The sequence below is a fragment of the Cytobacillus firmus DS1 genome (genome assembly GCF_000565285.1).
Classification (GTDB): domain Bacteria; phylum Bacillota; class Bacilli; order Bacillales; family Cytobacillaceae; genus Cytobacillus; species Cytobacillus firmus_A.
The window spans coordinates 106490-127569 of sequence record NZ_APVL01000009.1; the positions used below are offsets into that span (position 1 = coordinate 106490).

Genomic DNA, 21080 nt, shown 5'->3' on the forward strand with positions numbered 1-21080 from the left:
TAAAATTATTTATTTTTTTGAAAGTATTTCATGCACATAAATAAGGAGCAGGAATAATTCCTGCTCCTTGTAGCCATATTATTTAATTATTATCTTTGGAAACCGCCTAATTGCTGTTCAGCCATCTGAACTAAACGCTTAGTGATTTCTCCACCTACAGAACCGTTAGCGCGAGAAGTAGTTTCAGCACCAAGGTTTACACCGAATTCAGTAGCGATTTCGTACTTCATTTGGTCAAGAGCCTGTTGTACTCCAGGAACTAGAAGTTGGTTTGAGCTGTTGTTGTTTGCCATGTGATTTTCACCTCCTTGTGAGTATAGAATGTGTAGAATCACATGGCCATATACACTATTTAATTGGTAATTGTTGTATTATTTTTTGAAGTTAAAATTAACAATTGCTGTTGCATCATTTAGATGAAGCCCGTTGATTTCCACTGCGGTCACTTGCTTTCCGCGGGGAGGAACAGAGCTCCTCGGCTTCGTCTGCGGGGTCTCCCGCTCCCTCTCCTCACGCAGGACATTGAATATGCTTCCCCGAATGAACACCGCACGAAGAAAATGCGTCAGCATTTTCGAGGATCAAGTGCCCTCCGCTACAATCAACTCAGCAAAATAAAACCTGTATCCATCTACCACTTTAAACATTATCCCGAATGTAAATTAAAATAATTCCCCAAAAGAGTCTTCATTGCGCGATTGAGGTTTAATAACCAGCTTTTCGGTGCCTTCGACTGCTTTTGCGATTAGAGGTTCGAAATCAACAAAGCTTTCAAAGCGGCGGACTTTGTCGCGTTTTGGTTTTGTTTTTGGTGATGAAGGAACAAAAACGGTACAGCAGTCTTCAAATGGCCTGATCGATATATCGTGCGTATCAATGGTTTGGGCAATGTCGATGATTTCTGATTTATCCATTGTGATCAGCGGCCGCAGGATAGGTGTTGTCGTGACATCGTTAATGGCAAACATGCTCTCAATTGTCTGGCTTGCTACCTGTCCAAGGCTTTCCCCGGTGATGATGGCCAGGCCATCGTTTTTATCGCGGATTTCATCAGTGATCCGGAGCATCAACCTTCTGGTAGTTGTCATCGTATAATTCGACGGAACCTGCTGATGGATCAGCTGCTGGATTTCTGTAAATGGAACAATATGGAGAACAACGGTTCCAGCAATATTCGCAAGTTTTTCTGTCAAATCAATTACTTTTTGCTTCGCGCGCTCACTCGTGAAAGGCGGGCTATGAAAATGGACAGCTTCAATTTCCAAACCTCTCTTCATGGATAAATAACCTGCTACCGGGCTGTCAATTCCCCCGGAGAGCATAAGCATGGCTTTTCCGCTTGAACCTGCAGGAAGTCCGCCAGCCCCCTCAATGGTTTCGCATGATAAGTAAGCCGCTTCTTCGCGAACTTCAATCTGCAGATTGATATCCGGTTTTTTTACGTTCACTTTTAGACCCGGCACATTCTTCAGGAGGTGCCCGCCAAATTCATGATTAAGTTCGTCAGTATTTAAAGGAAAGCCTTTATCGGCTCTCTTAGCCGTAATCTTGAAAGTCTTTCCTTCATCAAAATGTTTTAAAAATAACGCCAATGCTGCAGCTTTCATTTCTTCGATATCTTTATTGACTTTCACAGCAGGACTGAATGACTGAATGCCAAAGATGCCTTTAAGGCGATCAGCAACCTCTCTGCCATCAGCACCATTCAAAACGACGTACATTCGGTCTCTTGTAGATTCTATCTTGATGCCGGGAAATTCATTCAGCACATCGTATATGCTTTTTCTAAGTTTATCGACAAACTTATTGCGGTTTCTGCCTTTTGTGGAGATTTCTCCATATCTTATAAGTATACGATCATAATTTATCATGATTTCATAACCTCTCTTAGCCTAATAACGGTCTCTTTTACCGCCTGTATAAAAATCTCTGCCTCTTCCTTCGTATTATCATAAGACAAACTGACCCGGACTGCACTTTTCGCATCCTTTTCAGGAATTCCCATAGCCATCAGGGTACTGCTGGCAGCAGATTTTTTTGAAGAGCAGGCACTTGTAGTGGAAATAAAAATTCCGCGCTCTTCTAAAGCGTGGACAAATACCTCCGCTTTGAATCCTTTTATAGAGAAATTGACGATGTGAGGAGCAGAATTTTTTTCAGGAGTATGAACTGTAATGCCCTCAATTCTTCCAATCTCCTCCATTATATAGGTTTTGATCGATGTAAGCCGGCTTAAATGCCTTTCCATATTATTCATCGTAAGCCTTAGTGCCTTTGCCATCGCCACAATGCCAGCTACATTTTCTGTGCCGCTTCTCATTTTCCATTCCTGATTGCCCCCGGAGAGCAACGGCGAAAGACGAAGTCCATCACGAATGAACAAAACCCCATTCCCCTTCAAACCGTGGAATTTATGAGCGGAAATCGTACACAAATCAACGCGGGCCTGATAAAGGTCAAGGGGCACCTTGCCGATTCCCTGGACATGGTCTACATGGAATATGACCCGCGCATACTTCTTCAGCATCTCACCTATTTCATTTATTGGCTGAATGGAACCAATTTCATTATTTACGTGCATAACAGAGACTAAAACAGTTTCCTGTGTAATTTCCTTTTCAATGTCTTCAGCATGGACAATCCCTTTACTGTCCGGTTCAATTACGGTAATGCGATAGCCCAATTCCTTCAGCTGATCCGCAGTTTCCCTTACAGAGGCATGTTCCAGTCCGGTGGTGATAATATGGCTGCCTCTTTTTCTATGCATTAATGCAGTTCCTTTTATAGCAAGGTTATTGCTCTCTGTCCCTCCGGATGTGAAATACACTTCGCTGTTCTTAACATTCAGCAATTGGGCAATTTGCTCACGCGCCTGCATCAGCAGCCTCTCTGCCTTACCTCCAAATTCGTGCAGGGAAGAGGGATTCCCAAAGTATTCTGAAGAAACCTTAATAAAAGAATCAAGCACTTCTTTATATGGTTTAGTTGTTGCACTGTTATCTAAATAAATCACGGTCTTCTCCTTTCCGTTCCGATAACCCTTTAGCCAACTTTAAATCATATCATAACCAGTGAAGATTGGAAATTCTAATTGAAGCTTTTGAATCAAATAGTCAATTCTTTACTATTTAAATTAAGCAAGTTTGAACAATTTAATTAAATGAATGGATTAATTTACACGTGGAAAGCTGATATTATTGTAATTTGAGCATAGTACTTTTCAAATTTATTATTATAAAATACTAAATATTAAGACTTCGTATTTTTTCGACATTTTTTTCAGTTCCTGTGCTAATATGAAAATGTTCTAAACATTATGATATGGAACTATTTCAGGAGGATATATATGGAGAATAAAACATTGGCACCAAAACAAATTCTCGCCGTCGGACTCATGTTATTTGCTCTATTCTTTGGGGCAGGAAATATGATTTTTCCTCCCTTCCTGGGACAAGCTGCCGGCACAAGTGTATGGACTGCTATTATTGGATTTTTAATTACAGGGGTTGGATTGCCGCTATTGGGAATTATCGCCATTGCCAAAAATGGTGATTTACAGACAATCGCAAGCCGCGTACACCCTTTATACGGAATTATTTTTACTATTATTATGTACTTAGCCATTGGACCATTTTTCGGAATCCCGCGTACAGGGACAGTTGCTTATGAAATTGGGGTTACTCCGTTCTTATCTGAAACCGCTTCCAATGGTCCTTTTTCTTTATTGGTTTATACCATTGCCTTTTTTGGCATCACTGCCTGGCTTTCTCTCAATCCATCGAAATTAGTGGATAGAATCGGCAATATTTTTACACCAGCCTTGCTCATTATCCTTGCTGTTCTGGTTATAAAAAGCTTCATTACTCCTATGGGTGAACTGGAGTCGCCAGTGGGAGCATATGCTGAAGGGCCGTTCTTTAAAGGCTTCATTGAAGGCTACCTGACGATGGATACAATTGCAGCTCTGGTTTTCGGTATTATCGTTATCAGTTCAATACAGGGTATGGGTGTGACAAATAAACATTCACTAATGAAGATTTGCATTACTGCCGGACTGATAGCTGCTGCCGGTCTTGCGGCAGTATACTTATCTCTTGCATATATCGGTGCAACAAGTACGGAAGCTATAGGTGAATTTGATAATGGCGGCGCTATTCTATCTGCCGCTTCTCATTATCTATTTGGATCTGCGGGAGCATTGATCCTTGGGCTGGCCATAACGGTAGCATGCCTGACAACCTCAATCGGACTCGTTTCCGCTTGTGCGCAATACTTTCATAAACTGCTCCCAAAAATATCCTATAAAACCATTGTAATCATCCTTTCACTGTTCAGTATGGTTGTTGCAAACATTGGTTTAACTCAGCTGATTCAACTTTCATTGCCAATTTTAATCATAATTTATCCGCTGGCCATTGTGCTGATACTGCTATCCTTTATGCACAATGCCTTTAATGGCTATTCAGTGGTATATATCGGGGCATTAATTCCTACAGGATTAATCAGTTTTGTGGATGGCTTGAAAACAGCTGGAATGGACGTATCCTTTATCACAGACTCACTGCAATTCCTCCCATTCTTTGCTGAGGGAATCGGCTGGATTGTGCCTGCCATTGCTGGAGCTGTTATAGGCTACTTCCTGGCAATAGCTGTTGGGGAGCCGAAAAAAACAATTGCTGGCAACGAATAAAAAGCTCCATGCGCCCGCTTATCGGCGCATTAAGCCAGACATATTCCTTTTAAAAAAACAGATCCGATAATCGGATCTGTTTTTTTATTGTTCAGTTATTAATTCTTCAATTCTCTTGATCGCACCCGGCTCGACTTCTTCAATTGAAGAGGCAGCCTGCTCCAATGCTTTTTTATATTCATAACTTCTGAATGAAGCCTCTGCTTCCCTTAATCCATTATCAATAGATGGATAACTGCTTCTGTACCGGTTGCCATATTGGATGACTTTCTCAGCTAGAAGGATCGTCTCAATCATATCACCCACAGAATCAGCAGCCTTATCAACAGTCAGCACCGCAACTTCAAGATATTGCTGAACCGCAGGAATATTCAATGGTTTTTCATCGAGCTTGGCCAGCACATTATCTATGCTTTCTTTCGCATCCTGAATCAAATATTTATATTCCTGGGAAACTCCAGGCACATTGTTTTTGGAGATAAGCCTTATCGTTTCTGCCACTTTCCTGCTTAATTCTTTTACTTTTTCCCTTGCAGACATTTCGTCTTTTCGTAAGGCCTGAAGCTTTTCGGCAAAGGCTGTCTGCTCATCTGAAATTTCCTCAATGTGTTCCTTGACTTCCGCAAGCTCTTCTCTCAGAACTGTATGGGGAGTATTCTGGCTGTTAATCTTATGCTCCAGCACTTCGAATTTTTTGAACAGCTGGTTTATTTTTTTCTCCAGGTGGATTTGAATTTCAAGATCCTTTTCTGGAAGATGATAGCTATTCCGGACAGCAGCTATCTCTGTCTTTAGCTGGTTGTTCATATCACGGTTATTATAAAGCATGGTTCTTGTTGCTTCATCCTGCTGGCTTAAGTAATGTCTGGCATGTACTTCCTTTTCGAGCAGGTCATACAGATGTTCAATATTATCTTTAATCTCTTCGACTCCTGTTTGAACTTCTTCGATTTGTGCTTGATCAAGGGAACCGGAATATCCAGTTACTTGTTTTTCAAGCCTCTCAATTTCTTTATCTATTTGCAGGTGATCAAGCAGAAAGCCCTGCTCCTGCATTTCCTTATACCCATCTCTCAGCTCTTCCAGCTCGGAAGGGATCTTGGATTGACAGTCAACCATCAGGCTTGGTATAGCTTCCATTTTGGCTTGAGAATCCTCAACCAGGGCTTTGATTACAAGAAGGATTTCACGTGCTTCAAGGTAATTGCCCTTTTCGGTTTTGTCATCGAACTCTTCAAATTTAGCCAATGCTTCATCCAGCTGTGCTTCAAGAATTTTTTCCGATTTGCCGAATGTATGACGATGTGCAAGAAGGGACTTTTTGCATTGGCGATACATTTCTTTCAATTCTTCAATTTCCGCTCTATTCTTCTCTTCACTGCCCACCAGCTCATTCAATTCAGTAAGCAGGTTTTTGATGTTTTCTTCTATCTCAGTTAATCTTTTTTCTATTCTCTGCTGAATTTCCTGGGAATTTTTAAAGCGGTATTTATCTATGCTCTCTTCAGCATCAAATAACAATTCCTCCACATCCGGAAGCTGTGTTGTAACTATTTCATCCCATTCATTTCTCCAGCGTTCAAACAATTCCTCTGTCTGCCCCGTCATATTCAGCTTTTTAACTCTAGACATTTCATCTAGAACAGGGCGGTCCGTTATGTCCATCTTCCATGTTTCCAGCCTGTCAATTTCTTTGAAATGTTTTTTCTTTAAAAAATATCCGGTGAGATATAGGCATATAAGAATGACTATAGCTCCAAGTATGTATTCCATTTTAAAGCCCCCTGTTCTGTTCCCGAGCCAGTATATATATGTAAAGTTTTTATTTAATTGCGTGTGCGTTTCTTTATTTTCACATGTTATTTTCAATGCTTTTATGATACCATGTAAACGACATTTTTTGACTATTTATTTCATTTTTTTAAGAATTTCTTCATTAATATCTCACCTAAAATGCTATTTTCGGAAAATAACTATAGCATTTGTATTTTTTAATTGAACTATATGAACTGTTCAAATACAAACAATTCGCTTTTTATAAAAGATTTCCTTCTTTATTTAGGAGATATATAAAAAAGAGACTTGAGTACTGCATCAATTAAACCATTGCAGAAAGGAAGCTCTTCATATGCTAAAAGACGGCCACATCCACACACCCTATTGCCCGCACGGAACAAAAGATTCATTGGAAGATTATGTTGAAAAAGCAATAAGTCTGGGTTTTAAGGAGATTTCTTTTACTGAACATGCTCCGCTCCCTGATGGCTTTGAGGACCCGGCACCTGCCCGGGACAGTGCGATGCGCAAGGAGAAGCTTGAAAAATATTTTACTGATATTTCAAGAATAAAAGCAGTTTATCAAGGAAAAATCAGGATTAATGCGGGGCTTGAAGTGGATTACATTGAAGGCTTTGAAAGGGAAATCAAAGAATTCCTTGATAAAAATGGAAAATACATGGATGATTCTATTTTATCTGTACATTTTCTAAAGCATGGCAGCAGCTACGAATGCCTGGACTACAGCCCGGATGTTTTTGCAAAGATGATCGAAGAATATGGTTCTATTGAAGCAGTTTATATGAATTATTTCCGCACCCTGCTTTTATCTATAAAAGCGGATTTAGGACCGTTTAAACCAAAAAGGGTTGGGCATATCACCCTGGTGAAAAAATTTCAAAAAAAATATCCCGCTGATCGGGAATATAGAGAGGAAATAACCCAAATACTCGATGAGGTGCATAATCAAGGCTATGAACTAGACTATAACGGAGCCGGTTTTGCCAAGCCGTTATGCAAAGAGTCCTATCCTCCGGATTGGGCTGCAGAAGCAGCGGCCCAAAAAGGCATTAAATTGGTTTATGGGTCCGATTCTCATCAGGCAAAGGAAATGGGTCAGGGCCTTGATAGAATGAAACACCTTTAAAGTACAGCAGCATAGGATTTTCCGCCATGATTGCACAGGACTCCATCAACCCAATTGAAGATCTCTTTAGTGTATTTGTCCGCGAAATATTTTTCATGAGGAAATACATGCAGAACTTCAGACATATAATGTGTGTTCAGAAATGGCATGGACAGGAGTCCTTTCAGCTGGACAATCATATAATTAGCTGAATGGATACGGAACTCTTTTGTTTTCATGCCCCTTTCGAGCACCTTGCCAAGATAAAACTTTTCCTTTGCTAAATAAGTGGACATGATTTCCCTTACTACCTGTGAATCTATTGAAATTTCCCGGAGTATCAATCTTGTTAAATGGCTATGTTCAAATTGATAAACCATGATATTTTGGGCCATTTTTTTCAGGCTCAGAGCCGCCCCCTGCTCAAGAAATGCTACCCCCTTCTCTATCTCCTGAATATACCCTTCAAAAAACGCAGTAAAGCAATATTCAAGCAGCCCGTGTTTGTTTTCGAAATAGTATGCGATATTCGCTGGATTCGTCTGAGCTTTGCCTGCAATATCACGGATGGAAGTCCCAGAGAAACCCTTCGTATTAAATAAGGAGATAGCGGCAGACACGATTGCCTCTTTTGAATTTTTTTTCAAAGTTCCCGCCTCGCTTTCTTTTGTAAAGTCTCTGTTCAAACACATTGAGCGAATAAAATCATGGCTTGGTTCATAAACGGATTTGTTGTGATAATTAAACATTCTTGCTAAAATCGTCTTATCCTTTTTAAAGTTCTCGACAATGTCCTTCTAATTTCCTGTTCATCTGTCAGGAAATTCATATATCTTTGAGAAAGCAAGGTGATTTGTGATGTTTAGTGTCGAATCATACAAAGGAACCCGTGAAGAAAATTATCAATTATTGATTAAACAGCTCTCTGCTCTTCTTGAAGGAGAAACGAACATCATTGCCAATTTAAGCAATGCATCAGCACTTCTTAATCAATTCCTGGAACGTACAAACTGGGTAGGATTTTACCTGATGGAAGAAGGCGAGCTTGTTCTCGGGCCATTTCAGGGTCTGCCGGCATGTGTAAGGATCCCCCTTGGCAAGGGCGTTTGCGGAACAGCTGCCAAGCAAATGGAAACAGTCCGTGTTGAAGATGTTCATCAATTTCCTGGGCATATCGCCTGTGACGCAGCTTCACAGTCCGAAATCGTCATTCCGCTTGTCAAAGAAGGCAATCTTCTTGGTGTGCTGGATATTGATTCTCCAGAAAAAAACCGGTTTGATGAACTTGACCAAAAATACCTGGAAGACTTCTCAGAGGTACTTGTATCCTTCCTGTAAAAGATCCATAAGAAAGAGATGGCCATTTGAGAACGGCCATCTCTTTTATTTCAGACTCCTTTAAGAGCCTGGGAAAGATCCTCCCAGATATCTTCCCATGATTCAAGACCGACTGAAAGCCTCAGCAATGTATCTTCAATGCCCATTCTTTCACGGTATTCCTTTGGAACCACTGCATGAGTCATAGTTGCAGGGTGCTGAATTAAAGTCTCAGCATCTCCTAGGCTCACGGCAATTTTAATAAGATTCAGCCGGTTCATAAAATCCTGGGCAGTCTCTTTATCTCCCTTTAGAGTAAAGGAAATCATCCCGCCCGGCTTTCTCATTTGTTTTTGCGCAATATCAAAATCTGTATTACTGCTGTCTCCAGGAAAATAAACTTTTTCCACTTTTGGATGCGCCAATAAGTATGATGCAAGCTGTTCAGCATTATCACAATGCCTGTCAAGTCTGACTGCAAGTGTTTTCAGGCCGCGTAGCAGCAGCCAGGCATCAAAAGGTGAAATAATGCCCCCAATGTCTTTTTGAGTAGTCATCCTTACTTCATCCAAAAATTCTTTGCTGCCTACAACAAGGCCGGCAATTACGTCACCATGACCCCCGATGTATTTTGTCGCACTATGAATGACAATATCGCAGCCCAGCTCAATTGGATTCTGTAAATATGGAGAACAGAAAGTATTATCCACCACAACTGGAATTCCTTTCTCTCTCCCTACTTCTGCAACCATCTTCAAATCCACCAATTTCATTGTTGGATTTATTGGAGTTTCAACATATATACAGACAGTCTCCGGTTTAATGTCATCAAGCAGCTGCTGCTTCGATTCCATAGCTGAAAAATCATGGCTGATTTTAAATTTTTCCTCCATCATCTCCAGGAGTCCGAATGTACAACCATACACTCCCTGGGAACATACAATATGATCACCTGTTTTGGTTAATGCAAACAGAACAGCTGAAACCGCGGCCATACCCGAACCAAACGCAAGGGCCGCTTCTCCCTTTTCAAGGGCGGCCATTCTTTCTTCCAGCATCTTTACCGTTGGATTGCCCAGACGGGAATAGATATAGCCTTCTTCTTCACCGGCAAAACGCTTTTCCCCCTGCTGTGCTGTCTCAAAAGTAAAAGTTGACGTCTGAAAAATAGGCGGCGCAAGGCTTCCCTTGAAGCTTTCTGCATCGTATCCTTCATGGATGACCTGCGTCTCGAAGTTAAGCCGATGATTTCTATCCATTATAACTCTCTCCCTCTCTGAAAACGCTTACATTACTTGCTATAATAAGCTCCTCTTTCAGCATATGATAATAGCATATTTTTTGAAAGTATTTTGTTTTGGAAAATTTTTTTGAAAAGCTCAAGGCGCTCGCCTCTCGGTATATGACCTTGAGCCGCTAACGGCTGGAGCTATCTAACTTCAGAATTTATTCATGTTTATCCATTAATAAAGACTGCCTATGCATAAGGCAGTCCCCTATATAAATGAATCTGCTGCCGACTCAAGTATCACTTTATTTTTACCTGTATTCTTGGCAGTATATAATGCCTTGTCAGCCCGTTTAAACAGTGCAGCATATGAATCTTTTTTCCCCCTGCTCCAATATGAGACGCCGCATGAAATGGTTACTTTTGGGTCTGTGATCTGACATACCTTTCTGACAAGCCGCTCAGCGATAAGCGCACCTGCTGACAATGAAACACCGGGCAGGTAAAGAGCCAGCTCCTCACCGCCCCATCTAGCTCCAATATCAGTGCCGCGAATATTGCTGTTAATTAAATTGGCGACTTGAATAATGATTTCATCGCCTACCTGGTGTCCATATGTATCATTCACCATTTTAAAATCATCTATATCAACCAGCATAAAGGTTCCTTCATGATCTTCATTCATGGATTGATGTATGCGATCATCCAGATAGCTTCGGGAATACAGCTTTGTTAAGTGATCCGTTACAACCATCTTTTCAAGCTCTTCTCTCAGCATTGAATTGGTAAAGGCCAGAGTGGAATGATGAATCAATGATTGCAGCAGCTTGAATGTTTCAAATGAAAAATGATAAGGAGAACTGTGCAAGACAAGCGCAAATCCCTTTAATACTCCTGATTGGGTCATCGGAACCGCCATGATGGATTTATAGCAGCCCGCACCCTCGAACTGTAAAGAGAAATCTCCAATAAAAAGAGACTCTTTCTCCCTGATGATCTTTTTCTTCATATACTGAATATAGCTTTCTGCCTCTTTGGTATGAAAAAATTCAGTGCTGCCCTGAATTATATTCACATTAGAACCATCAGAAGATATCAGGATGAAACCGGCTTCTTCAGCATCAAATGACTGCAGAATCTGTTCTGACATAAAGTTCATCGTCTCTGTAAGGCGCAAATTCGAGTTCAGGCGGTGGGATGTTTCATTAATTAATTGAAGATCCGCTATCAGCCGCTTGGACTGCTGATATAGCTGCGCATTCTCCAGTGCACTGCCTGCAGTGTTGGCCAGAAGTGTTATAAATTCAATTTCATTTTTAGGGAATATCATGGTATTAGGCGCAATAACTTGAAGTACGCCATATACCCCCTGTTTCCCTTTTAATGGAGCATACAGGATAGAGCGAACTTCCTGCAGGGAATCTTCAAATTGAACAGCCCCCGTGACATACGCCTGCATGGCCGCGATATTTTCGCTGTCATATTCAAGGTCTCTAATAGGCAAATCCCCATGATTATTGTTGTCCTGGGAAAGAAGAAGATAATAAGTAAAAGTGGGGTACATTTCCTGCAATGTATAAATGATTTCCCCCAGCACCATGTCCATATCCATTGAGGAATGGAATTTCTCTGTAACACGATACAGCTGTTTATAGCGTTTCTCTTGAGATGCAATCTTGGCGAGGCCCCGGGCTTTATCAAAAAATTGCCCGCATTCTTCACTAAGCTCCTGAAATACTTTTCCTGGATAGGAATGAAAAGAGCCAAATTCACCGATTAAAATCATGCACCCAAGCAGTTTGCCTCTCTTCACAAGAGGAATCATGATTTGCTTTCCCTGAATCTCTGCGCCTAAACACTTGAGCTCTCTGTTTTTTTTCGCCCATCTTTTTAAATCGTGTGAAAAAGCAGATGAATCCAAATCCTGCGGGTTCGTAGCAGCTTCTGCAAAAAATTCCTGCTTCCACACATTAAAGACGTACAGGGTAATTTCATCAGCTCCGGTAAGGGCTTTAATTGCCGAAAGCATTTCGTTCAGTAATTGTTCATATTGAAAGAAACCATTTTCCGTATCGATAATATCAAAAAATCGGCTTTTTAAATTAAGTATGATTTGGCGTTCAAGTGTATCCATCTTCTTATCACCCATCAAATGTCTCAGATCATGAAACTTTAAACCAATAAGGTATACTATAACGGACCAAAATTAATAATCCCGGCATAGATGTGGCTATTTCGTTTCAATTCCGTTTAATTCATAACTTTTAAATTTTTCAGCAGAGGCCCAGCAAGAAGTATCTATAGAAAAAAAATCGCCTTCTGCCAATTTTTTCTTTTATTATATCATATTTTCAAAGAGACTCTTTGATAGTTTTCTAAATAACTGTGAAATATGGCATAGAAAATAAATTCCCTTATAATTAATACATGCTATAAACCTAAAGAAGTAAAAAAATAAAGATCACCTTGACTTTTACCATCTAAAAATTATATAATACTCCTTGTGTAAAATATTGCAGCCTATGTGAGCACCTTGATGTACTCATTTTGTTCCTCAACCAGAGCATTGAAGTTAGCATTATCTGGCTTCAGGCGCCTTTGGCGACTTACATGTTTCTGGGGATGGGGTACTGTGTAACCCTCTGCTGCTAGGGCGAAGGTACATGAAAACAAAATGAACATGATTGTTGTGCGCATCTGTTTCTGTTTTTATTTTACCCAAATAAAAACACAAAAGGAGGAGTCTTAAATGGCTCGTTATACTGGTCCAAGCTGGAAATTATCCCGTCGCCTTGGAATCTCTCTAAGCGGTACTGGAAAAGAATTAGAAAAGCGTCCTTACGCTCCTGGTCAACATGGTCCAAACCAGCGTAAAAAAATCTCTGAATACGGATTACAATTGCAGGAGAAGCAAAAGCTTCGTCATATGTACGGCGTAAATGAGCGTCAATTCCGCAATTTATTCGATAAAGCCGGCAAAATGCCTGGTAAGCACGGTGAAAACTTCATGATTCTTCTTGAATCACGCCTTGACAACGTTGTTTACCGTTTAGGTCTTGCACGCACTCGCCGTCAAGCTCGTCAGCTTGTTAACCACGGTCACATCATGGTTGATGGATCTCGCGTTGATATCCCATCATACCGCGTAGCACCTGGCCAAACAATTACACTTCGCGAAAAATCTCGCAGCCTTGACATCGTTAAAGAAGCAATCGAAGTTAACAACTTCGTACCTGACTTCGTATCTTTCGATGCAGACAAGCTAGAAGGAACTTTCACTCGCATGCCTGAGCGTTCTGAACTTCCAGCTGAAATCAACGAATCTCTAATCGTTGAATTCTACTCTCGTTAATAATATTAAAACTGCCGATGCATTTCGGCAGTTTTTTTTGTTATCTGCTGGATTAACTCCCACTTTACATCCTCGACTCCTACTTTCGTCTTTAATCAACAGGATCAGCTATCTGTCCACCCATTTTTGATTCAATTATATATAAATAAAGCCCTCCGTCACAGGAGGGCTTTCGCTTATTAGTATTTGATCAGGAAATATTTCTTCTTTCCGCGGCGAATGACAGTAAATTGACTTTCAATCTTGTCTTTATCAGTTAGAGTGTAATCAAGCTCTGTTACGCGTTCTCCGTTTATTGAAACAGCGCCATTCGTCACATCTTCACGCGCCTGTCGTTTGGATGGAGAAATTTTGGCAGCCACAAGCAAGTCAACTATGCCCAATTCCTCTCCTTCTGAATGCTCATAAGATGGAACATCTTTAAAGCCTTGTTTAATCTCAGAGGCCGAAAGATTTTTTATATCTCCGCTAAATAGGGCAGCAGTAATTTTGATAGCCTGTTCTAATGCTTCATTTCCATGAATCAGACGCGTCATTTCTTCAGCAAGTGCTTTTTGGGCTTTGCGGAGATGCGGTTCGTCCTGAACAGCTTTTTCAAGATCTTCAATTTCTTCACGGGATAAGAAGGTAAAGAATTTCAGGTATTTGATTACATCCGCATCTGCTGTGTTAATCCAGAATTGGTAAAACTCATAAGGAGATGTTTTCTCAGGATCAAGCCAGATTGCTCCGCTTTCCGTTTTGCCGAACTTTGTTCCATCCGCTTTCGTTACAAGAGGGATTGTCAGGCCGTAAGCCTTGGAACCTTCAGGCGCCATTTTGCGGATAAGTTCAAGTCCGGTTGTAATATTCCCCCACTGGTCGCTTCCGCCAATTTGCATTTTACAGTTATGGTTCTCATATAAATGCAGGAAATCCATTGCCTGAAGAATGGTGTAAGTGAATTCAGTAAAGGAAATACCTGTTTCCAATCTGGAAGAAATGGTGTCTTTAGCGAGCATGTAATTGACTCCGACATGTTTCCCGTAATCCCGCAGGAACGTAACGATATCCATGGAGCCTGCCCAATCGTAGTTGTTAACCATGATTGCACCATTTTCACTTTCAAAATCAAAAATTCTTTTCAGCTGGCCCTTTATGCAGTCCACATTATGCTGTACTGTTTCAAGAGTCTGCAGCTTCCGCTCTTCGCTTTTGCCGCTTGGATCACCAATAAGTCCAGTAGCTCCGCCAACAAGTACAATTGGACGGTGGCCTTCTTTTTGAAAGCGTCTTAATGTTAAAAATGGCAGCAGGTGTCCGATATGCATGCTGTCAGCAGTGGGATCAACACCGCAATATAAAGAAATTTTCTCTTTCTCGAGAGTATTCCCGATCCCCTCTTCATCTGTCTGCTGATAAACAATTCCTCTCCATTGCAGATCTTCAAGTAAGCTCATCTTAACTCCTCCTAATTAACGGCTATTTTTAAAGGCATTGAAGGTTTTAGCCATACAAAAAGCGCCCCTGCAATTATGCAGGGACGCATGATCATTTTGCGCGGTACCACCCAGATTGAGGACAAATGTCCTCCACTCTTTCTGAATAACGGATAATCCGTCCACTGCTATAACTGCTGTGCAGGTTGACAGTGAAAGCTCAGGGAGGTATTTCATCCTTCTATTTGTACCGGCTCGCAGCACACGCCGGCTTTCTGAAACAGGGATAGAAGCATTACTGGATTCCCATCAATGCCTATAAAATATTAACGTCTAAGATAGAATATTTTTATCATAAAAATGAGCCAAATGTCAAATGCCTGTGCAAAAAAAGGAAATTTCAGATAAATGGCGAACCATGTCATATTCGGCTGTCACATTGTGCTATAATAAATGTGATTTTAGGGGGATTGATATGATGAAAGAAAAGTTTCAGATGTTAATGGATAAATTGAGGCAGACTCCGGGCCTTTTCGGTAATAAGAAAGCAGCTAAAGGAGCAAGTATTACATACCAGGTCATCTGGAATATTACTTTGCTTTTTATCATACTGGCTGTCATTGGCGGTGCATTCGCGGGAGGATTGGGAGCCGGTTATTTCGCATCGCTTGTAAAGGATGAACCCATCCGATCCTATGCCAGCATGAAAAAGGATATTTATAACTATGAAGAAACATCAGAACTTTACTTTGCAAATAATGTATATCTCGGAAAGCTCAGAACAGACCTGGAACGCGAGGAAGTTAAGCTTGATGATGTATCGGAACACTTAATTAACGCAGTTGTGGCTACTGAAGATGAATATTTCTACGAACATGACGGTGTGGTGCCAAAAGCGATTATGCGCGCACTGTTTCAGGAAGTAACAAATTCATCTGTTCAATCAGGCGGAAGTACACTGACACAGCAGCTGATAAAGAACCAAATCTTAACGAATGAAGTTTCTTTCGAACGGAAAGCAAAAGAGATTCTGCTTGCTTTGCGGCTGGAGAAATTCTTTGATAAAAAAGAAATATTGGAAGCCTATCTAAATGTTTCCACCTTTGGAAGAAATGCAACCGGACGTAATATCGCCGGAGTTGAAGCAGCTGCCAAAGGCATTTTTGGGGTAAGTGCAAAAGAATTAACTTTGCCTCAGGCCGCATTTATAGCAGGGCTGCCGCAGAGTCCATTCGGCTACACTCCTTTTACAAGGGAGGGAACGGTCAAAGAGAATCTGGAACCAGGTTTCTCCAGGATGAAAACCGTTCTTAAAAGAATGTATGACGACGGAAAAATTGACCAGAAGGAATACGAGGAAGCCTTGGCTTACGACCTGACTAAGGACTTCACTACGCCTTCAGAAAGCCCTTTGGAAAAATATCCATATTTGACGTATGAAATTGAAGAACGTGCAGTAAACATCATGACTAAGATTCTCGCAAAAAATGACGGATATGAAGAACAGGACTTAAAAGAAGACGACGAGCTCCGCGAGGAATACAGAACTTTGGCAGACCGGACAATCCGCCAGAACGGCTTCCAAATTCATACGACCATTAACAAAGATATTTATGATAAGATGCAGCAGGTCAAAGATAACTACCCTTATTACGGCCCTGATAAACCTGAGACAATAAAGGATCCGGAAACTGGAGAAAACAAGCAAATCATGGAGCCTGTAGAAGTTGGTGCGATCTTAATTGAAAATAAAACCGGTAAAATCATCAGCTTTGTCGGCGGACGCGACCACAAACGCGAGCAGCTGAATCATGCTACAAGCGCTCTAAGGCAAAATGGTTCAACCATGAAGCCGCTTTTAGTCTATGCCCCGGCAATAGAACTTGGAAAAGCCGCGCCGGGCACCATTCTGCCTGATGTGCCGCTGCACCTTGCTCCAGGACTAAACAGACCTTGGCCAAAGAATTATACAAATACCTATAGCGGGCTCGTTTCAGCCAGACATGCTCTCAAGCATTCATACAATGTCCCTGCTGTAAAGCTCTATAAGGATATAGTCGGACAGCGGCCTGCTTCTTACCTGGAAAAGATGGGCTTTACTTCTCTTATTGGCCCTGACTATACAAACTTGTCTACATCCATCGGATCACTGGAATACGGTGTAACTGTAGAAGAAAATACAAACGCATTTACTACATTTGCGAATGGCGGGAAATTTATTGACGCCTATATGATTGAAAAAATTACAGATAAAGATGGGAACGTCATATTCCAGCATAAGTCCGAGCCTGTTGATGTATTTAGCCCGCAGACAGCGTACCTTACAATCGATATGATGAGAGACGTTATTAACAGCGGAACTGCCACATCGATTAAGAGCAGATTGAAGTTCGGTTCTGACTGGGCGGGGAAAACAGGTACTGGTACTGAATTCATAGATGCCTGGTTTGTGGCAACCAACCCGAATGTCACCTTCGGCATCTGGTCTGGTTATGATACGCCTAAATCATTGAAGGCTCCTGGCCCATTAAGCTATAGCCTGCGAAATAATTATCTGTGGGCTGACCTGATGAATGCAGCATATGATGTTGCCCCTGACCTTGTGGACCCAAGCGAAAGCTTTAAAATGCCGGGCGGAATCGTAAGACGTTCATTCTGTGCCATTTCCGGCCTGCTCCCTTCAGAGGCATGTTCAAAAGCTGGCCTGGTCGAGACTGATTTATTCAATGCCAAATTTGTTCCTACAAAAGTGGATGACAGCCTCGGCAATGGAAAACTTGTACGAATTGGCGATAAAAAATATATGGCACTTGATTCAACACCTGAAGAGTTTACTGAACCTGGAATGGTTGTGAATCCAGAATATATTCAAAAGCTGTTCGGCATCAAAGCAAATTTAAGTACTCTAATTCCGAATAAAGAACGCTGGAAGAGCATCCTGACCAGCGCTGACCAGCTTAAAGACAACGGTAAAGCCCCGGCAGCTCCAGGCATTAAAGCTTCGGGTGAAAGCATTACATGGGGCGCACACCCTGAAAAAGATGTGATAGGTTATCGTGTCTATAACGGAGGTAAAAAAGTCGGTACCATAAAAGCCGGCTCCTCCCTTAGCTTTAAAGCTGGAAGCGGCTCAATCCATGTAACAGCCGTTGACATTGCCGGCAGAGAGTCTGCTCCATCCAATGCAGTGGAAATCGGCAAAAAGCCGGAAGAAGAGAAACCTAAGGAAGAAAAGCCTAAGGAAGATAAACCGAAAGATCCGCCAGCCGAAGAAAAGCCTAAGGAAGATAAACCATCAGAATCTGGTGAAGACGGAGACACAGCAGCTGAAAATGATTAAAATAAAGCAGAAATCCAGCTAATGGATTTCTGCTTTTTCTTCGTTTGCACCTTTCGTATAAACACAGGAAGGCCGCTGTTTTGGAACAGCGGCCTTGAACCTTCTTAATCTTCCATTGTAGACAAATCACCGGTTGGCAGATCCAGTTCCCATGCCTTAAGCACACGGCGCATGATTTTGCCGCTGCGGGTTTTTGGAAGCTTGTCGCGGAATTCGATTTCACGCGGAGCAGCGTGGGCAGCTAGGCCCTTCTTAACGAATTGGCGGATTTCTTCCACTAATTCCTCAGTAGGTTCATATCCATCCCGTAAAGCAACAAACGCTTTAATAATCTCGCCGCGGACAGGATCCGGCTTGCCGATAACCCCAGCTTCTGCAACCGCAGGATGTTCGATCAGCTTGCTCTCTACTTCAAACGGCCCTACACGTTCGCCAGATGTCATGATAACATCATCTACACGGCCCTGGAACCAGAAGTACCCATCTTCATCCATATAAGCGGAATCTCCGGAAACATACCAATCACCAGGCATAAAATAAGATTCATATTTTTGCTCGTTATTCCAGATGGCATGCATCATGGAAGGCCAGCCTTTTTTAATCGCAAGGTTGCCCATACGGTTAGGCGGCAGTTCATTTCCCTGATCATCGACAATGGCTGCTTTTACACCCGGAATCGGCTTACCCATGGATCCAGGCTTTATTTCCATGCAAGGATAATTACAGATGAGCTGTGCACCTGTTTCAGTCATCCACCATGTATCATGGATGCGCATGCTGAAGACTTTTGTACCCCATCTGACAACTTCAGGATTTAGCGGTTCACCAACACTGAGGACATGGCGAAGGGAGCTTAAATCAAATTTTTTCACCACTTCATCGCCCGCTCCCATCAGCATGCGGAATGCAGTCGGAGCACTATACCAAACTGTAACGCCATACTCCTCAATCATTTTATACCAGGTCTCCGGATTGAACCTGCCCCCGACCACAAGGTTTGAAGTCCCTGTCAGCCACGGGCCGAAAATACCATATGAAGTACCGGTTACCCATCCTGGATCAGCAGTGCACCAATATACATCTTCTTCTTTTAAGTCCAGCACCCATTTAGCTGTCTGGTAATGCTGAACCATTGCATTATGTACATGCAGCACTCCTTTTGGCTTGCCTGTTGAACCGGAAGTATAATGCAAAATAAGCCCATCGTTTCCGTCAACCCATTCAATTGGAAGCTTCCTGCTAGATTCAGCCATTCTTTTATTAAAATTAACATATGGCCCGGTTTCCTCGATATTTTCCCCAACAAGGAAAACATGCTTTAAAGCAGGCAGCTGGTCAACAGGCACCCGTTCCAAAAGCTCAGGTGTTGTAATCAGGACTTTTGCTTCACTGTCAGCAAGCCTGTCACGGACAGCCCCTTCCATGAAAGCTTCAAATAGAGGACCCACAATAGCTCCCAGCTTAACAGCCCCCAATACGGCAAAATAGAGCTCAGGAGAACGCGGCATAAAGATGAACACCCGGTCGCCTTTTTCAACATCTCCAAATGCTTTTAATGCATTTCCCGCTTTATTGGATAGTTCCTTCATTTCTTTGAAAGTATATTTCTCATTTCTCTGTCCATCGCGATAATAAAGGGCAACCTTATTTTTTCTGAAAGATTCCGCATGACGGTCGATCGCCTCATAGGCCATATTCATGCGGCCGGTTTCTTTCCATGAGAATTCTTTTTCCGCATCAGCCCAGTTAAAATTCTCATAAAGTTCATCATAATTTTTTAAATTGAAGTCCCCTTGCGTTACTGGCAGCGCTTCCACTTTCATAAATGATTCTCCCCCTTATTTAGATTTGATATTATTATAGTATAAACATTATATTTTCTCAATTTTTAAAATTTTGAAGGAGAGAAAATATAAAGTTATGAACAAATTCATAAATTGTCACAAACTTTTTTAAATTACACAGAAAATTATGTGAAAGCGCTTTATCACCAGCGTTTTTATGTATAATAGAAGGTACATTGATCATGCTACCTGGGTGGTGAATACATGGAACATAACAAAACGTATAATGCAAAGGAATTAAAAACAGCCAATGGAAAATTAATCATTGAGGGGCCGATTACACCCGAAAAATTGTCAGATTATGAGTTTCATAAAGACCTTGTCGCTTTCAGGCCGCCGGCTCAGCAGCATAAAGCCCTTGTTGAGATTGCGGGATTGCCTGAGGGCAGAATTATAGTAGCCCGTGACAGACATACCATTGTCGGCTATGTTACTTATTTGTATCCGGATCCTCTAGAACGCTGGTCTGAAGGTAAGATGGATAATTTAATTGAATTGGGTGCCATAGAAGTGATTCCTGCTTTCCGGGGTTCGGGAACAGGCAAGAACCTGCTGAAAGTATCTATGATGGATGATGCTATGGAGGATTATATTGTTATAACGACAGAGTATTATTGGCATTGGGATTTAAAAGGAACTGGCCTGAATGTATGGGAATATCGAAAAATCATGGAAAAGATGATGAATGCAGGCGGTCTTGAATGGTACGCCACAGATGACCCGGAAATCAGTTCTCACCCTGCAAACTGCCTCATGGCCCGAATCGGAAAAAGAGTAGACCAGGATTCTGTGCAGCAATTTGACCGTTTGCGCTTTATGAATCGCTTTATGTATTAATAGAAGTGTAAATACATAGTTCATGCTATGACTTTTCCTGCATGATTGTATCTCCATATATTTTATCGCAGTCTAACGGGCAGTAAGACCCCGCTTCAAGACTCAGAGGAATCAAAGGAGGATAAGTGGGGGTCAAACTGCCCGTAATGGCC

At 41.7% G+C, this 21080-nt stretch carries 15 protein-coding genes and 1 other annotated feature; of the genes, 6 read left to right on the forward strand and 9 right to left on the reverse strand.

The window, feature by feature from the left end; all coding sequences use genetic code 11:
* Positions 1–89 precede the first annotated feature (89 nt).
* The 3 genes from PBF_RS13385 to PBF_RS13400 form a co-directional block, all read right to left on the reverse strand.
* A complete protein-coding gene (locus tag PBF_RS13385; RefSeq protein ID WP_035330326.1) occupies positions 90–293 on the reverse strand; it encodes an alpha/beta-type small acid-soluble spore protein in 204 nt (67 codons plus the stop codon).
* A 369-nt stretch (positions 294–662) separates the two neighbouring features.
* Positions 663–1868 (reverse strand): tRNA uracil 4-sulfurtransferase ThiI, encoded by a 1206-nt coding sequence (gene thiI, locus PBF_RS13395; RefSeq protein ID WP_200870048.1) that lies wholly within the window; start codon positions 1866–1868, stop codon positions 663–665.
* On the reverse strand, positions 1868–3013 hold the full coding sequence (locus PBF_RS13400; RefSeq protein ID WP_035330329.1) for a cysteine desulfurase family protein: 1146 nt from the start codon (positions 3011–3013) through the stop codon (positions 1868–1870). Before PBF_RS13400 ends, thiI begins: the two co-directional genes overlap by 1 nt.
* A 333-nt stretch (positions 3014–3346) precedes the next feature.
* Between PBF_RS13400 and brnQ the strand changes: the two genes are divergently transcribed.
* The gene (gene brnQ / locus PBF_RS13405; protein WP_035330330.1) at positions 3347–4690 is read left to right on the forward strand and encodes a branched-chain amino acid transport system II carrier protein; all 1344 of its coding nucleotides are present in this window, start codon (positions 3347–3349) and stop codon (positions 4688–4690) included.
* A gap of 84 nt (positions 4691–4774) precedes the next feature.
* On the opposite strand, the gene ezrA is transcribed toward brnQ, so the two are convergent.
* Positions 4775–6463: a septation ring formation regulator EzrA gene (ezrA, locus tag PBF_RS13410; protein ID WP_035330331.1), complete on the reverse strand. Its 1689-nt coding sequence runs from the start codon at positions 6461–6463 to the stop codon at positions 4775–4777.
* Between the two features lie 355 nt (positions 6464–6818).
* On the opposite strand from ezrA, the gene hisJ reads away from it, so the two are divergent.
* A complete protein-coding gene (gene hisJ, locus PBF_RS13415) occupies positions 6819–7613 on the forward strand; it encodes a histidinol-phosphatase HisJ (RefSeq protein ID WP_035330332.1) in 795 nt (264 codons plus the stop codon).
* Here the strand turns inward: hisJ and refZ are convergent.
* Positions 7610–8239, reverse strand: a complete 630-nt coding sequence (refZ, locus tag PBF_RS13420; RefSeq protein WP_035330333.1) for a forespore capture DNA-binding protein RefZ — start codon at positions 8237–8239, stop codon at positions 7610–7612. The genes hisJ and refZ overlap by 4 nt on opposite strands.
* A 211-nt stretch (positions 8240–8450) precedes the next feature.
* On the opposite strand from refZ, the gene PBF_RS13425 reads away from it, so the two are divergent.
* Positions 8451–8930 carry a GAF domain-containing protein gene (locus PBF_RS13425; protein WP_035330334.1) on the forward strand — a complete coding sequence of 160 codons (480 nt, stop codon included), beginning with the start codon at positions 8451–8453 and terminating at the stop codon, positions 8928–8930.
* 50 nt (positions 8931–8980) lie between these two features.
* Here PBF_RS13425 and megL read toward each other — a convergent pair whose 3' ends face one another.
* Positions 8981–10168, reverse strand: coding sequence for a methionine gamma-lyase (megL, locus tag PBF_RS13430; RefSeq protein WP_035330335.1), 1188 nt, complete (start codon positions 10166–10168; stop codon positions 8981–8983).
* Positions 10169–10405: 237 nt separating this feature from the next.
* Positions 10406–12271 (reverse strand): sensor domain-containing diguanylate cyclase, encoded by a 1866-nt coding sequence (locus tag PBF_RS13435; protein WP_035330336.1) that lies wholly within the window; start codon positions 12269–12271, stop codon positions 10406–10408.
* Between the two features lie 615 nt (positions 12272–12886).
* Here PBF_RS13435 and rpsD point away from each other — a divergent pair.
* Positions 12887–13489: a 30S ribosomal protein S4 gene (gene rpsD / locus PBF_RS13440; RefSeq protein ID WP_035330337.1), complete on the forward strand. Its 603-nt coding sequence runs from the start codon at positions 12887–12889 to the stop codon at positions 13487–13489.
* Between the two features lie 179 nt (positions 13490–13668).
* On the opposite strand, the gene tyrS is transcribed toward rpsD, so the two are convergent.
* On the reverse strand, positions 13669–14928 hold the full coding sequence (gene tyrS, locus PBF_RS13445) for a tyrosine--tRNA ligase (protein WP_035330338.1): 1260 nt from the start codon (positions 14926–14928) through the stop codon (positions 13669–13671).
* 76 nt (positions 14929–15004) lie between these two features.
* Positions 15005–15229, reverse strand: a binding site (T-box leader).
* A 153-nt stretch (positions 15230–15382) separates the two neighbouring features.
* Here tyrS and PBF_RS13450 point away from each other — a divergent pair.
* Positions 15383–18247, forward strand: a complete 2865-nt coding sequence (locus tag PBF_RS13450) for a transglycosylase domain-containing protein (protein ID WP_035330339.1) — start codon at positions 15383–15385, stop codon at positions 18245–18247.
* 104 nt (positions 18248–18351) lie between these two features.
* Here the strand turns inward: PBF_RS13450 and acsA are convergent, their stop codons facing one another.
* The gene (acsA, locus tag PBF_RS13455) at positions 18352–20070 is read right to left on the reverse strand and encodes an acetate--CoA ligase (protein ID WP_035330340.1); all 1719 of its coding nucleotides are present in this window, start codon (positions 20068–20070) and stop codon (positions 18352–18354) included.
* Positions 20071–20295: 225 nt separating this feature from the next.
* Here acsA and PBF_RS13460 point away from each other — a divergent pair, with 225 nt between their 5' ends.
* Positions 20296–20928 (forward strand): GNAT family N-acetyltransferase, encoded by a 633-nt coding sequence (locus PBF_RS13460; protein WP_035330341.1) that lies wholly within the window; start codon positions 20296–20298, stop codon positions 20926–20928.
* Positions 20929–21080 lie beyond the last annotated feature (152 nt).